The following is a 13,451-nucleotide window of genomic DNA, read 5'->3' as shown; positions in this document are numbered from 1 at the left end:
CCATCGGGCGGGCCAGGGTCGTTGGTCCCCGGCTCAGGGTTCTTCGACGTGGGCGGCGGCGGCCTTCAACTGGGTGATCGCGTCGCGCACGATCGACTCGATCAGCTCGGCGCACGACGGCAAGTCGTCGAGGACGCCGGCCACCTGCCCGGAGGCCAGTACCCCGGCCTCGGTGTTGCCTTCGACCAGCCCGGCTTTGAGCAGCATCGGGGTGTTGGCCGCCATCACCACCTGCGACCAGGTCAGCTCCTTGCCGTGGCGCATCGCCAGGCCGTCGCGGATCATCGAGGCCCAGGTCATCTGAGACATCTTCTTGAACTTCGCCGCGTTGCCCACCGCCGCCGCGAAACCCCGTACCGGAGAGCCGCTTTCCAGGCGCTCCACCAGGCCGGTGCGCAGCACCCGGTGCGGCATGCCGTCGACGCGCGTGGTGACCACGGTGCCGTCCAGCGCCGCCTCGAGGTAGCGCCGCTTGACCGCATCCGGCACGGTCGAATCCGAGGTGAGCAGGAAGCGGGTGCCCATCGCGACGCCGGCGGCGCCGTAGGACAACGCCGCCGCGAGCCCGCGGCCGTCGAAGAATCCGCCCGCCGCGATCACCGGGATCCCAGTGCCCTGCACGGCGTCGAGCACGGACGGCAGGAGCAGTGTGGTCGCGACGGGCCCGGTGTGCCCGCCGCCCTCGCCGCCTTGCACGATCATCGCGTCGGCACCCCAGCCGGCGACCTTGCGCGCGTGTTTGGCGGCCCCGATCGACGGGATCACCACCGCCCCGGCCTCTTTGAGCCGGGCGATCAGCTCCTGCTTGGGTGCCAAGGCGAAGGAGGCCACCTTCACGCCCTCGCGGATCATCAGCTCGACGCGGTCGCCGGCGTCAGCGGCGTCGGCGCGGATGTTCACCCCGAACGGCTTGTCGGTCGCGGCCTTGACCTTGCCGATGGCCGTCGCCAACTCGTCCAGCGTCATCGTCGCCGAGGCCAGGATGCCCAGCCCGCCCGCGTTGGCCGTGGCCGACACCAGCCGCGCGCCGGCCACCCAGCCCATCCCGGTCTGAACCACCGGATGCTCGACACCGACCAGTTCGGTCAGCGGCGTGCGCAGTTTCATGACCGAATCTCTCGGTCGCGCAACGCCTTCGGATCGACGACCTCGCGGATCAGGCGCAGCTCCTCGTCGCTCGGCAGCCGGCTCTCCTCGGCGGAGTCCAGGCCGTCGATCTCAAACGACGTGTTCTCGCGGACGTCATCGGCCGAGACCCCGGGATGCAGGCTCAGCGCTCGCATGGTGCCGCCGGGGCCCGCGAAGTCGAACACACCGAGGTTGGACACCACCCGGTAGACCTTCGCGAACCGGAACGCCGGGTTGTCGGCGTCGACCTTGTCGGTGCCGATGCCGCAGACGATGTCGACCTTCTCGCAGAACACCCGCTTGGAGTGGTTGCCCACCCAGTAGCTGGTCGCGTGGTTGATCGCGTTGCCCGGGGCGCCGCGCAGGCCGAACATCTGCCGGGTCGGGTGCTGCAGCGGGCCGAACGCCGAGATGTTCTGGTTGCCAAAGCGATCCACCTGATTGGCGCCCATCACCACGTGGCGGCGCCCCCAGGCCAGGGTCTCGAACACGCGCCCGAAGGGCATCCAGCCCTCGACGGGTCCCGTCTTGCCCAGCGCCGGCGTGTCCGCCAGCAGCTGGGCCTCGCCGTCGGTCAGCAGGATGTCCGGCGAGAAGGTCAAGCGCGCCAGCCGCGCGCCGACGGACGCCATGTTCGTCATCGGGCTGATCATGATCTCGCCGGCGTCCCTGAACAACTCGGCGCAGGCGACGGCGCAGATCTCGGCTCGCGTGCTGCTCACTTGGAGGCCTCCTCTGCGAATGCGCGAACCGCCGCCTGGTAGTCGTCCTCGCCGCCCGACAGATAGGTCTGGACGAACTGCTGCCAGCCCTCGTCCGTGGAGGCCGCCTCGGCGTAGTGTCGCTGAAACTTCTCGTCGCGGCCGTAATCCGGTGCGGCGGTGGTGAAGTGGGCACCGCCCGGCGCTTCGACGACCGCGTCGACCATCATCCGGTTCACCAGCAGCGCCTGCGGGGGCACCGCCTTGACCAGCTCCTCGGTGGACACGACGCGCTCCACCGACAGGTAGCGCCGCTCGGCGGCCATCAAGAAGAGGTCGTCGAAGTAGGGGTCGATGCCGGTGTAGGCCGCATTGCCCCGGCTGTCACCGAGATTGAGGTGCACGAAGGCGGCGTCGAGGCGCAGGGCCGGCATGGCGAGCAGCGTCTCGTGCCCCCCGCCGGGCGCCGGATAGGGGCTGGTCACCGTCCGCAGCTCGCCCTCCCAGAAGTCCGGGACCGAACTGCCCAGCCCGGCGCGGATCGGCAAGAACGGCAACCGATTTGCGGCCGCTTGCAACCCGCAGCGCAGCATGCCCTCGTCCATCTCCCGGGCCTCGATGGCACCGCCGGTGCGTGCCTTGGCGAACCACGGGTCGTAGAAGGGGGCGGAGTCCAGCGACACGAATCCGTAGTAGACCCTCTTGACCTTGCCCGCCGAGCAGAGCAGTCCCAGGTCGGGTCCGCCGTAGGTGACCACGGTCAAGTCCGTGACGTCCGTGCGTAGCATGGCGCGGACGAACGCCATGGGCTTGCGCCGCGATCCCCAGCCGCCGATGCCGATCGTCATGCCGCTGCGAAGTTGGGCGACGGCCTCGTCGAGGGTGGTTCGCTTGTCGCTCAAGACTTTTCGCCCTTCGTCGTGCCGGCAAACGCGTCCCGGTGCTCGTCGGAGACCCCGGCGAGGTTGAGCTCGAACGTAAACCCTTGCTCCATGCGGTAACTCGAGTTGACCCGTTGCACGTCGATGAGGTTGAGCGCCTCCTTGGCGGCGCGGATGACGCGCGTGTCCTTGGCGGCGATGTCGCGGGCGACCCGCAACGCGGCCTCGTCCAGCTGATCCCGGGGCACCACCTCGTGCACCGAGCCGAAGTGGTGCAGGGTGGCGGCATCGACCGTGGCGGCGGTGAAGAACAGCCGCCGCATCATGTGCTGCGGCACCAGCCGCGACAGGTGGGTCGCGGCGCCGAGCGCGCCGCGCTCGACCTCGGGCAGGCCGAAGGTGGCGTCCTCAGAGGCCACGATGACGTCGGAGTTGCCCACCAGGCCGATCCCGCCGCCGACGCAGAACCCGTTCACCGCCGCGATCACCGGCACGGCGCATTCGTAGACCGCGCGGAACGCCGCGAAGCAGCCGCGGTTGGCATCGATCAGGGCGGTGAAGCCCTCGGTGCGCTGCATCTCCTTGATGTCCACGCCGGCGTTGAAGCCGCGGCCCTCGGCCCGCAGGATCACCGCGTGGGTATCGGGGTCGGCGCCGGCCGCCGTGATCGCGTCGGCGAGTTCGAACCAGCCGCGCGACGGGATGGCGTTGACGGGCGGGTAGTCGACGGTGACCGCGACGATGCCCGGTTCGGTGGTGGTGGAGTTGATCGTCATTGCACTTCCTGGGTGGGCTGACTACCTAAGCAAGCACTTGCTTGGTACGCTAGCACAGTGACTCCCGCCGAAGCAGCCGACGGTATCAACCTGGGGCTGGTCGGGCGGGTGGTCCTCGTGACCGGCGGCGTGCGCGGCGTAGGCGCCGGCATCAGCTCGGTTTTCGCCAAGCAGGGCGCGACCGTGATCACGTGCGCGCGCCGGCCCGTCGAGGGCTGCCCCCACGAGTTTCACTCGTGCGACGTGCGCGACGACGACGCCGTCAAGGCGATGATCGACGCGATTGTCGACCGGCATGGCCGGCTCGACGTCGTCGTCAACAACGCCGGCGGTTCGCCGTACGTGCTGACCGCGGAGTCTAGCGCGAAGTTCAACCGCAAGATCATCGAGCTCAACCTCATTGGGGCGCTGTGGGTTTCGCAGCACGCCAACGAGAAGATGCAGAACCAACCGCAGGGCGGGTCGATCGTCAACATCTGCAGCCTGTCCGGCCGGCGGCCGTCGCCGGGCACCGGGGCGTACGGGGCGGCCAAGGCCGGCCTGGAAAGCCTCACGCAGACGCTGGCGGTCGAATGGGGGCCGAAGGTCCGGGTGAACGCCTGCGTGGTCGGGATGGTGGAGACCGAACAGTCGGAACTGTTTTATGGTGACGCCGAGTCGATCGCCGCGATCTCCAAGAACGTGCCGCTGGGGCGGTTGGCCAAGCCGGAGGACGTCGGTTGGGCCACAGCGTTTTTGGCCTCGGATGCGGCGTCCTACATCAGCGGTGCCGCCCTGGAGGTGCACGGCGGCGGCGAGCCGCCGCACTATCTGGCGGCAACGAACGCAAGCGCGATCAAGTAGAGGAGACGGGAGCTATGGGACTGGTTGACGGCCGGGTCGTCATCGTCACCGGGGCGGGCGGCGGTATCGGCCGCGCGCACGCGTTGGCCTTCGCGGCCGAGGGCGCGCGCGTGGTGGTCAACGACATCGGGGTGGGCCTGGACGGTTCGCCGGCCGGCGGCGGCAGCGCCGCGCAGGGAGTGGTCGACGAAATCACCGCTGCCGGTGGGGAAGCCGTCGCCAACGGGTCCAACATCGCCGACTGGGACCAAGCGGCCGGCCTGGTCCAGAGTGCCGTCGACACGTTCGGTGGCCTCGACGTCGTGGTCAACAACGCCGGCATCGTCCGCGACCGGATGATGGCCAACACCAGCGAGGAGGAATTCGACGCCGTCATCGCCGTGCACCTCAAGGGCCACTTCGCGACGATGCGCCACGCCGCGTCGTACTGGCGGGGGCTGTCCAAGGAGGGCAAGGGCGTCGACGCGCGGATCATCAACACCAGTTCCGGGGCGGGCCTGCAGGGCAGCGTCGGGCAGGGCAACTACAGCGCCGCCAAGGCTGGCATCGCGGCGATGACGCTCGTGGGCGCGGCCGAGATGGGCCGCTACGGCGTGACCGTCAACGCGATCGCACCGTCGGCGCGCACCCGGATGACCGAGACCGTCTTCGCCGAGATGATGGCCACGCAGGACCAGGATTTCGACGCGATGGCGCCGGAGAATATCTCGCCGCTGGTGGTCTGGCTGGGCAGCGCCGAGTCCCGCGACGTCACGGGCAAGGTGTTCGAGGTCGAGGGCGGCAAGATCCGCGTCGCCGAGGGATGGGCGCACGGCCCGCAGATCGACAAGGGCGCCCGCTGGGACCCCGCGGAGCTGGGGCCCGTCGTCGCCGACCTGCTGGCCAAGGCGCGCCCGCCGGTCCCGGTCTACGGGGCGTAGCGGGGCTCACACACCACCAACGGGATCACCCGGTCCGCGGCCTCGCGGTAGTTCTGGTAGCGCGGGTACATCCGCGTCAGCCGCGGCCAGTAGCGGTCACGTTCGGCATCGGTGGCGTCCCGGGCGACGAGCGACAGCCGCTCCGCCCGAATCTGCACCTGCACCTCGGGATGCTCCTTGAGGTTGAGATACCACAACGGATGTTCCTCGCGCCCGCCGAAGGACGCCGGCAGGATCACCCGCGCGCCGTCGCGCAGGTACAGGGTCGCGGTGGTTCGCGGCTCGTTCGACTTGCGTCCGGTCGTGGTCACCAGGGCGGCCGGAAAGCGCAACAGTTTCGCGCCGATCCTGCCGTCGGTTCGCCGATACACCCAGATATGCGCGCGCGCAAACCACTTGAGCAGCAGCGCTATCGGCCGGGAGTTGCGGATACGGTGTCGGCTCGACACCGTCACGGGTCGCAGATGACGATCGGGATGGTGCGGTCGGTCCAGGACTGGTAGTCGTCGTAGGACGGGTACATGTCCACCAACTGCGGCCAGTACCGGGCCCGCTCCTCGTCGGTCGCGTCGCGCGCGGTCAGGTCGAGCACCTCTTTTTTGATCTGGACCCGCACCTTGGGATTGGCCTTCAGGTTCAGGTACCACATCGGGTTTTTCGCGGCGCCGCCCTTGGACGCCGCGACGATCACCCGGTCGCCGTCGCGCAAGAAATACAGCGGGCTGACGCGGGGCTCGCCGGACTTGCGGCCGGTGGTGGTCAGCAGCGCGACGGGAATCTTCTGGAACGTGCCTCCGAGGCCCTCGCCGCCGTTGCGGCGGTACATGAACGTGTTGAGGCGCGACATCCACTTGATTAGGAAGTCGGCGTAGGGCGAGTCGTGAAACCGTGGGGGTGATTTCGGCATGACCGTGATTCTAGAGGGGCCTCAGCGCTGGATGAACGGACGCAACCTGGCCCTGATGTGGTGGATCAGCCCGTCGGATTCCGGTATCACGAAGGTCTCGTCGACCCGCGACGCGACCCGCCGCCCACCGAACGCGACCTTGGTCAGCACGTCGTACACCGCGCGCACCTCAGCACCCGACACGGTGTAGTGCGGCTGTGTGGTGGCCGCGATGATGCGGTATTGCGGTCCCCGATTGAGGCTGCGCCGCAGGTGATTTCCGGAGAATCCGGATTTGAGGCCCACCTCGATGCGGGTGCAGCCAGCCGCGAACGGGACGGCGTCGGCGTCGTGGGAAACCAGCGCGTCGATGTACGCCTGGGCCGCCGCGACGCGGTCGGCCTCGGAGACGCCCACTCAGATGCGCTCGATGATGGTGCCGGTGGACAGGGCGCCGCCCGCGCACATGGTGATCAGCGCGGTTGTCTGATCGGTGCGCTCCAGCTCGTGCAGCGCGGTGGTGATCAGCCGGCTGCCGGTGCTGCCCACCGGGTGGCCGAGCGCGATCGCGCCGCCGTTGACGTTGACCTTGGCCATGTCGGGCTCGTGGACGCGCGCCCAGGACAACACGACCGAGGCGAAGGCCTCGTTGATCTCGGTGATGTCGATGTCGCCCATCTTCATCCCGGCCTTCTCCAGCACCTTCGCCGTCGACTGCACCGGGCCGTCGAGGTGGTAGTAGGGCTCGGCGCCGACGAGCGCCTGGCTGACGATCCGGGCCCGCGGCCGCAGCCCGAGCGCCTTGGCCTTGTCTTCGTCCATCCACAACACCGCCGCGGCGCCGTCGGAGATCTGCGACGACGTGCCCGCCGTGTGGATGCCACCCTCGATCACCGGCTTGAGCTGGCTCAACCCCTCCATCGTGGTGTCGCGCAGGCCCTGGTCGCGGCCCACCATGTGGCGCTCGCTGGTGGGCTGCTTCTGCTCGTCGAGCACCGGCGCCTCGATCGGCGAGATCTCCCGGTCGAAGCGCCCCTCCGCCCAGGCCTGCTTGGCGCGCAGCTGCGACTGGAAGCCCCAGGCGTCGATGTCCTCGCGGGTGATGCCGCGCCGCTTGGCGATCCGCTCGGCGGCGGTGAACTGGTCGGGCAGGTCGATGTCCCACGACGCGGGCCGCAGGATGCTGCGGTCGGGGCCGGCGTTGGCGCCGAGTCCGACGCGGCTCATGGCCTCGATTCCGCAGGCGATGCCGATGTCGATGGCGCCCGCCGCGATCAGCCCGGCGACCAGGCCGTTGGCCTGCTGGCTGCTGCCGCACTGGCAGTCCACGGTGGTGGCGCCGACGTGCTCCGGCAGGCCGGCGACGAGCCAGCTCACCCGGGTGATGTTGTTGGATTGTTCGCCGAACTGCGTCACGCAGCCGCCGACGACCTGCTCCACCTCAGCGGCGTCGATGCCGGCCTTTTCGACCAGCGCCTTTTGCACCGCGCCGAGCAGCTCGGTGGCGTGCAGTCCTGACAGCCAGCCATTGCGCTTGCCGATCGGGCTGCGGGTGGCTTCAACGATTACCGGGTTACCCATGGGGCCAGGCTAGAACACGTTTCATTACTATGACAAGCGACGACGCGTCCGCGCCTTTTTTCTACGGTGGAGGCATGTTTTACTGGCAACAGACCTCCACTAGGGAAGCTAGTGTCCTGGGATTGCCAGTCACTGGCCAGTCGCCAGACCAGCATAGGGACCAGCAGTTAAAGGAGAAGTAGCGTGCCCAGCCCCAACCTTCCGCCCGGGTTCGATTTCACCGACCCCGACATTTACTCGGAGCGGATTCCGGTCGAAGAGTTCGCCGAGCTGCGCGCGACCGCGCCGATCTGGTGGAACGAGCAGGCCCCGGGCCACGGCGGCGGGTTCAACGACGGCGGCTTCTGGGCGATCACGAAGCTCAACGACGTCAAGGAGATCTCGCGGCGCAGCGATGTCTTCTCCAGCTACGAGAACTGCGTGATCCCGCGGTTCAACGACGACATCGCGCGCGAGGACATCGAGCTGCAGCGGTTCGTCATGCTCAACATGGACGCGCCGCACCACACCCGGCTGCGCAAGATCATCTCCCGCGGCTTCACGCCGCGGGCGGTCGGGCGCCTGGAGGCCGAGCTCAGGGAGCGCGCCCAGAAGATCGCCCGGGACGCGGCGTCCGCCGGCTCCGGTGACTTCGTCGAGCAGGTGTCCTGCGAGCTCCCGCTGCAGGCGATCGCCGGGTTGCTCGGGGTGCCGCAGGAGGACCGCGAAAAGCTCTTCCGCTGGTCCAACGAGATGACCGGCAATGACGATCCGGAGTATGCCGACGTCGATCCCAAGACGTCGTCGTTCGAGGTGCTCAACTACGCGATGCAGATGGCGGCCATCAAGGCCGAGAAGCCCGGCGACGACATCGTCACCACGCTGATCAACGCCGACATCGACGGCGAAAAGCTTTCGGACGACGAGTTCGGCTTCTTCGTGATGATGCTCGCGGTGGCCGGTAACGAGACCACCCGCAACTCGATCACCCAGGGGATGATGGCGTTCGCCGACTACCCCGACCAATGGGAGCTGTTCAAGAAGGAGCGCCCGGAGACCGCCGCCGACGAGATCGTCCGCTGGGCCACCCCGGTCACCTGTTTCCAGCGCACGGCGCTGGAGGACTACGAACTCTCGGGAGTGCAGATCAAGAAGGGCCAGCGAGTGGTGATGTTCTACCGCTCAGCCAACTTCGACGAAGAGATCTTCGACGACCCCTACACCTTCAACATCTTGCGAAACCCCAACCCGCACGTCGGTTTCGGCGGCACGGGCGCGCATTACTGCATCGGGGCCAACCTGGCGAAGATGACGATCAACCTGATCTTCAACGCGGTGGCCGACCACATGCCCGACCTCAAGCCGATCTCGGAGCCGGAGCGGCTGCGCTCGGGTTGGCTCAACGGCATCAAGCGCTGGCAGGTCGACTACACCGGCACGTGCCCGGTGAACCACTGATGGACTTCGACCTCACCGCCGAACAGCAGGCGGTCGCCGACGTGGTGACGTCGGTGCTGGACCGGGACCTCTCGTGGGAGGCGCTGGTCAGCGGCGGCGTGACGGCGCTGCCGGTGCCGGAACGCCTCGGCGGCGACGAGGTGGGCCTGCCCGAGGTCGCCACGGTGCTCACGGAAGCCGGTCGCCACGGCGCGATCACGCCGGCGTTGGCCACGCTGGGTTTCGGCGTGCTGCCGCTGCTGGACCTGGCCTCCGACGAGCAGCAGGACCGCTTCCTGGCCGGGGTGGCCAAAGGCGGCGTGCTGACCGCGGCGCTCAACGAGCCCGGCGCGGCCCTGCCCGACCGGCCGGGGGTGGCGTTCGCGGACGGCCGGCTGTCCGGCACCAAAGTCGGCGTCGGCTATGCCGAGCAGGCGGAGTGGATGATCGTGACGGCCGACAGCGCCGTCGTGGTGGTGTCGCCCAAGGCCGACGGCGTGCGGCTGGTGCACACCCCGACGTCCAACGGCTCGGACGAGTACACCGTCACCTTTGACGCTGTGGCGGTAAGTGATTCGGACGTCTTGGCCGGTGCGTCGGCGCACCGGGTCAACCAGTTGGCCCTGGCCGCGATGGGGGCCTTCGCCGACGGGCTGGTGGCCGGGGCGCTGCGGCTGACCGCCGACTACGTGGCCAACCGCAAGCAGTTCGGCAAGCCGCTGTCCACCTTCCAGACGGTGGCGGCGCAGCTCTCCGAGATCTACATCGCCTCGCGCACCATCGATCTGGCGGCCAAGTCGGTCGTCTGGCGGCTGTCGGAAGGGCGGGATGCCGACGACGACGTGGACGTCCTGGGCTACTGGATCGCCTCGCAGGCGCCGCCGGTGATGCAGCTCTGCCACCACCTGCACGGCGGCATGGGCATGGACATCACCTATCCCATGCACCGGTACTACTCCACGATCAAGGACCTGTCCCGGATTCTGGGCGGGCCATCTCATCGCCTCGATCTGGTGGGAGCGCAATGTTCATAGAACTGACTCCGGAGCAGCGGCAGCTGCAAGCCGAACTGCGGGAATACTTTTCGAACCTGATCTCGACCGACGAGATGAAGGCGATGGAGCAGGACCGCCACAACGAGGCCTACCGCGCGGTGATCCGGCGCATGGGCCAGGACCGCAAGCTCGGGGTCGGGTGGCCGAAAGAGTTCGGCGGCCTGGGCTTCGGGCCCATCGAGCAGTCGATCTTCGTCAACGAGGCGCATCGCGCCGACGTGCCACTGCCCGCGGTGACGTTGCAGACGGTCGGCCCCACCCTGCAGCAGTTCGGCAGCGAGGCGCAGAAGAAGAAGTTCCTGCCGGCGATACTGGCTGGCGAGGTGCACTTCGCGATCGGCTATACCGAGCCCGAGGCCGGTACCGACCTGGCTTCGCTGCGCACCACCGCCGTGCGCCAGGGTGACGAGTACATCGTCAACGGGCAGAAGATCTTCACCACCGGCGCCCACGACGCGGATTACATCTGGCTGGCCTGCCGCACAGACCCGGAAGCCGTGAAGCACAAGGGCATTTCGATCCTGATCGTCGACACCAAGGATCCGGGCTACTCGTGGACGCCGATCATCCTGTCCGACGGCGCCCACCACACCAACGCCACCTACTACAACGACGTTCGGGTGCCCGCCGACATGCTGGTCGGTGAGGAGAACGGCGGATGGCGGCTGATCACCACCCAGCTCAACAACGAGCGAGTGATGCTCGGCCCGGCGGGACGCGTCGCCGGCATCTACGACCGAGTGCACGCCTGGGCCAGCAAGCCGGGCAGCGACGGTGTCACGCCGATCGACCATCACGACGTCAAGCGGGCGCTCGGCGAGATCCACGCGATGTGGCGGATCAACGAGTTGCTGAACTGGCAGGTCGCCGCCGCGGGCGAGGACATCAACGTGGCCGACGCCGCCTCGACCAAAGTCTTTGGCACCGAGCGCATTCAGTACATCGGTCGGCTCGCCGAGGAGATCGTCGGCAAGTACGGCAACCCCGCTGACTCGGACACCGCGGAGCTGCTCGACTGGCTGGACTCGCAAACCAAGCGGAACCTGGTCATCACCTTCGGTGGCGGCGTGAACGAAGTCATGCGTGAAATGATCGCGGCCGCCGGCCTCAAAGTGCCGAGGGTGCCACGATGACGGACATCGCCGAAGCCGTCGCCGAGATCAAGGCGGCCGGCGACCCCAAGCCGCGCGCCGGCCGCGATCCGGTGAACCGTCCGATGATCAACAACTGGGTGGAGGCCATCGGCGACCGCAACCCGATCTATGTCGACGAGGCCGCGGCCCGCTCGGTCGGCCATCCCGGAATTGTCGCCCCGCCGGCCATGATTCAGGTGTGGACGATGTTCGGCCTCGGCGGGGAACGCCCGACGGACGACCCGATGGGCCCCATGATGAAGCTGTTCGACGACGCCGGCTACATCGGTGTGGTCGCCACCAACTGCGAGCAGACCTACCACCGCTACCTGCAACCCGGCGAGCAGGTCAGCATCAGCTCGGAGATGGGCGACGTGGTGGGCCCCAAACAAACCGGTTTGGGCGAGGGCTACTTCATCAACCAGCACATCATCTGGCGGGTGGGCGACGAGGACGTCGCCGAAATGAATTGGCGCATCCTCAAGTTCAAGCCCCGGGAGGCCGCGCCGTCCGCGGTGCCGGCGGATTTGGACCCCGACGCCATGATGCGCCCCTCGTCGTCGCGGGACACCGCGTTCTTCTGGGAAGGTGTCAAGGCGCACGAACTGCGGCTGCAGCGGCGTCCCGACGGCAGCCTGCAGCACCCGCCGGTGCCGGCGGTGTGGCAGGACAAGACCGCGCCCATCGACTACGCGGTGGCCAGCGGTCGCGGCACGGTGTTCAGCTTCGTGGTGCACCACGCTCCGAAGGTGCCGGGTCGCACCCCGCCCTTCGTCATCGCCTTGGTCGAGCTCGACGAGGGCGTCCGCATGCTGGGCGAGCTGCGCGGGATCGACCCCGCCGCGGTGAAGATCGGATTGCCGGTGCGCGCAACGTATATCGACTTCCCGGCCGGCGACAGCGGCCCGGAATGGACCCTCTACGCCTGGGAGCCTGACGCATGAGCGCGCCGGTGATCGAAGTGGGCACCAAGCTGCCCGAGCTGAAACTGCACGGCGACCCCACATTCATCATCTCGACGGCCCTGGCCACCCGCGACTTCCAGGACGTGCACCACGACCGTGACCTCGCGCAGGCCAAGGGGTCGAAGGACATCTTCGTCAACATCCTCACCGACACCGGGCTGGTGCAGCGCTACGTCACCGACTGGGCCGGGCCGTCGGCGCTGATCAAGTCGATCGGCCTGCGGCTCGGGGTGCCGTGGTACGCGTACGACACGGTGACGTTCTCCGGTGAGGTGACCGCCGTGGCAGATGGCGTGATCACCGTGAAAGTGGTGGGCGCCAATAGCCTTGGCGATCACGTCATCGCGACGGCCACGCTGACGATGGGGGATGCCTGATGCTTTCGGGTAAGGCGGCCATCGTCGGCATCGGGGCCACCGACTTTTCGAAGGACTCCGGCCGCAGCGAGCTGCGGTTGGCGGCCGAGGCCGTCCTGGACGCGTTGGACGATGCCGGCCTGAGCCCGGCCGACGTCGACGGGCTGACCACGTTCACGATGGACAGCAACAACGAGACCGCGGTGGCGCGCGCGGTCGGCATCGGCGACCTGAAGTTCTTCTCCCAGATCGGTTATGGCGGCGGGGCCGCGTGCGCGACCGTGCAGCAGGCGGCGATGGCCGTCGCGACGGGGGTGGCCGACGTCGTGGTCGCCTACCGGGCGTTCAACGAACGGTCAGGGATGCGGTTCGGCCAGGTGCAGAGCCGGTTGGCGGGAGACGGTGGGGCAAGCGCGGATTCGACGACGGCCGACAACGCGTTCTCGTACCCGCACGGGCTTTCCACGCCGGCCGCGCAGGTCGCGATGATCGCCCAGCGCTACATGCACCTGTCCGGTGCGACCAGCCGGGACTTCGGCGTCATCTCGGTGGCCGACCGCAAGCACGCCGCCAAAAACCCCAAGGCGTACTTCTACGAGAAGCCGATCACCATTGAGGATCACCAGAATTCGCGGTGGATCGCCGAGCCGCTGCGGCTGCTGGACTGCTGCCAGGAGACCGACGGTGCGGTCGCGATCGTGGTGACTTCGCCTGAGCGCGCGCGCGACCTCAAGCAGCGGCCGGCGATCATCGAGGCGGCCGCGCAGGGATCCAGCCCCGACCAGTACACGATGGTCAGCTACTACCGGC

Annotated in this window: 16 protein-coding genes; 8 read left to right on the top strand and 8 right to left on the bottom strand. The window is 68.2% G+C overall.

Going from position 1 to position 13,451, the window contains the following annotated elements; all coding sequences use genetic code 11:
• Positions 1–33: 33 nt before the first annotated feature.
• From ipdC to echA20, 4 genes are read right to left on the bottom strand one after another with little or no spacing between them, the layout of a single operon-like run.
• Positions 34–1,107 carry a (3aS,4S,5R,7aS)-5-hydroxy-7a-methyl-1-oxo-octahydro-1H-indene-4-carboxyl-CoA dehydrogenase gene (gene ipdC / locus A5673_RS11100; RefSeq protein WP_068231368.1) on the bottom strand — a complete coding sequence of 358 codons (1,074 nt, stop codon included), beginning with the start codon at positions 1,105–1,107 and terminating at the stop codon, positions 34–36.
• Entirely contained in the window at positions 1,104–1,850 is a 747-nt protein-coding gene (ipdB, locus tag A5673_RS11095) for a cholesterol ring-cleaving hydrolase subunit IpdB (protein WP_068231365.1), read from the bottom strand. Before ipdB ends, ipdC begins: the two co-directional genes overlap by 4 nt.
• Positions 1,847–2,731, bottom strand: coding sequence for a cholesterol ring-cleaving hydrolase subunit IpdA (ipdA, locus tag A5673_RS11090; protein WP_068231362.1), 885 nt, complete (start codon positions 2,729–2,731; stop codon positions 1,847–1,849). The genes ipdB and ipdA overlap by 4 nt, the downstream gene beginning before the upstream one ends.
• Entirely contained in the window at positions 2,728–3,486 is a 759-nt protein-coding gene (gene echA20, locus A5673_RS11085; RefSeq protein WP_068231359.1) for a (7aS)-7a-methyl-1,5-dioxo-2,3,5,6,7,7a-hexahydro-1H-indene-carboxyl-CoA hydrolase, read from the bottom strand. The genes ipdA and echA20 overlap by 4 nt, the downstream gene beginning before the upstream one ends.
• Before the next feature lie 57 nt (positions 3,487–3,543).
• On the opposite strand from echA20, the gene A5673_RS11080 reads away from it, so the two are divergent.
• Positions 3,544–4,329 carry an SDR family oxidoreductase gene (locus A5673_RS11080; RefSeq protein ID WP_197518348.1) on the top strand — a complete coding sequence of 262 codons (786 nt, stop codon included), beginning with the start codon at positions 3,544–3,546 and terminating at the stop codon, positions 4,327–4,329.
• 14 nt (positions 4,330–4,343) lie between these two features.
• On the top strand, positions 4,344–5,249 hold the full coding sequence (locus tag A5673_RS11075) for an SDR family oxidoreductase (RefSeq protein WP_068231356.1): 906 nt from the start codon (positions 4,344–4,346) through the stop codon (positions 5,247–5,249).
• Here the strand turns inward: A5673_RS11075 and A5673_RS11070 are convergent.
• From A5673_RS11070 to A5673_RS11055, 4 genes are read right to left on the bottom strand one after another with little or no spacing between them, the layout of a single operon-like run.
• On the bottom strand, positions 5,237–5,698 hold the full coding sequence (locus A5673_RS11070; RefSeq protein WP_068231466.1) for a nitroreductase family deazaflavin-dependent oxidoreductase: 462 nt from the start codon (positions 5,696–5,698) through the stop codon (positions 5,237–5,239). The genes A5673_RS11075 and A5673_RS11070 overlap by 13 nt on opposite strands.
• Positions 5,699–5,700: 2 nt before the next feature.
• Positions 5,701–6,156 carry a nitroreductase family deazaflavin-dependent oxidoreductase gene (locus A5673_RS11065; protein ID WP_068231353.1) on the bottom strand — a complete coding sequence of 152 codons (456 nt, stop codon included), beginning with the start codon at positions 6,154–6,156 and terminating at the stop codon, positions 5,701–5,703.
• 21 nt (positions 6,157–6,177) lie between these two features.
• Complete coding sequence (locus tag A5673_RS11060) at positions 6,178–6,552, bottom strand: hypothetical protein (RefSeq protein WP_068231350.1); 375 nt, start codon at positions 6,550–6,552, stop codon at positions 6,178–6,180.
• A complete protein-coding gene (locus tag A5673_RS11055; RefSeq protein ID WP_068231347.1) occupies positions 6,553–7,716 on the bottom strand; it encodes a steroid 3-ketoacyl-CoA thiolase in 1,164 nt (387 codons plus the stop codon).
• Between the two features lie 183 nt (positions 7,717–7,899).
• Here A5673_RS11055 and A5673_RS11050 point away from each other — a divergent pair, with 183 nt between their 5' ends.
• The 6 genes from A5673_RS11050 to A5673_RS11025 all read left to right on the top strand — a co-directional run.
• Entirely contained in the window at positions 7,900–9,153 is a 1,254-nt protein-coding gene (locus tag A5673_RS11050; protein ID WP_068231344.1) for a cytochrome P450, read from the top strand.
• Positions 9,153–10,166 carry an acyl-CoA dehydrogenase family protein gene (locus tag A5673_RS11045; RefSeq protein WP_068231341.1) on the top strand — a complete coding sequence of 338 codons (1,014 nt, stop codon included), beginning with the start codon at positions 9,153–9,155 and terminating at the stop codon, positions 10,164–10,166. The genes A5673_RS11050 and A5673_RS11045 overlap by 1 nt, the downstream gene beginning before the upstream one ends.
• Entirely contained in the window at positions 10,157–11,320 is a 1,164-nt protein-coding gene (fadE29, locus tag A5673_RS11040) for an acyl-CoA dehydrogenase FadE29 (RefSeq protein ID WP_068231338.1), read from the top strand. The genes A5673_RS11045 and fadE29 overlap by 10 nt, the downstream gene beginning before the upstream one ends.
• Complete coding sequence (locus A5673_RS11035) at positions 11,317–12,264, top strand: bifunctional MaoC family dehydratase N-terminal/OB-fold nucleic acid binding domain-containing protein (protein WP_068231335.1); 948 nt, start codon at positions 11,317–11,319, stop codon at positions 12,262–12,264. Before fadE29 ends, A5673_RS11035 begins: the two co-directional genes overlap by 4 nt.
• Complete coding sequence (locus A5673_RS11030) at positions 12,261–12,662, top strand: MaoC family dehydratase (RefSeq protein ID WP_068231332.1); 402 nt, start codon at positions 12,261–12,263, stop codon at positions 12,660–12,662. The genes A5673_RS11035 and A5673_RS11030 overlap by 4 nt, the downstream gene beginning before the upstream one ends.
• Positions 12,662–13,451 (top strand): lipid-transfer protein (locus A5673_RS11025; RefSeq protein ID WP_068231329.1); only part of this gene is annotated, 790 nt, incomplete at its 3' end. The genes A5673_RS11030 and A5673_RS11025, both read left to right, overlap by 1 nt.

The organism is Mycobacterium sp. E3198, from assembly GCF_001667015.1.
Lineage (GTDB): Bacteria > Actinomycetota > Actinomycetes > Mycobacteriales > Mycobacteriaceae > Mycobacterium.
The sequence above is the reverse complement of the archived record's forward strand: the minus strand, read 5'-3'. Positions and strand labels throughout refer to the sequence as shown.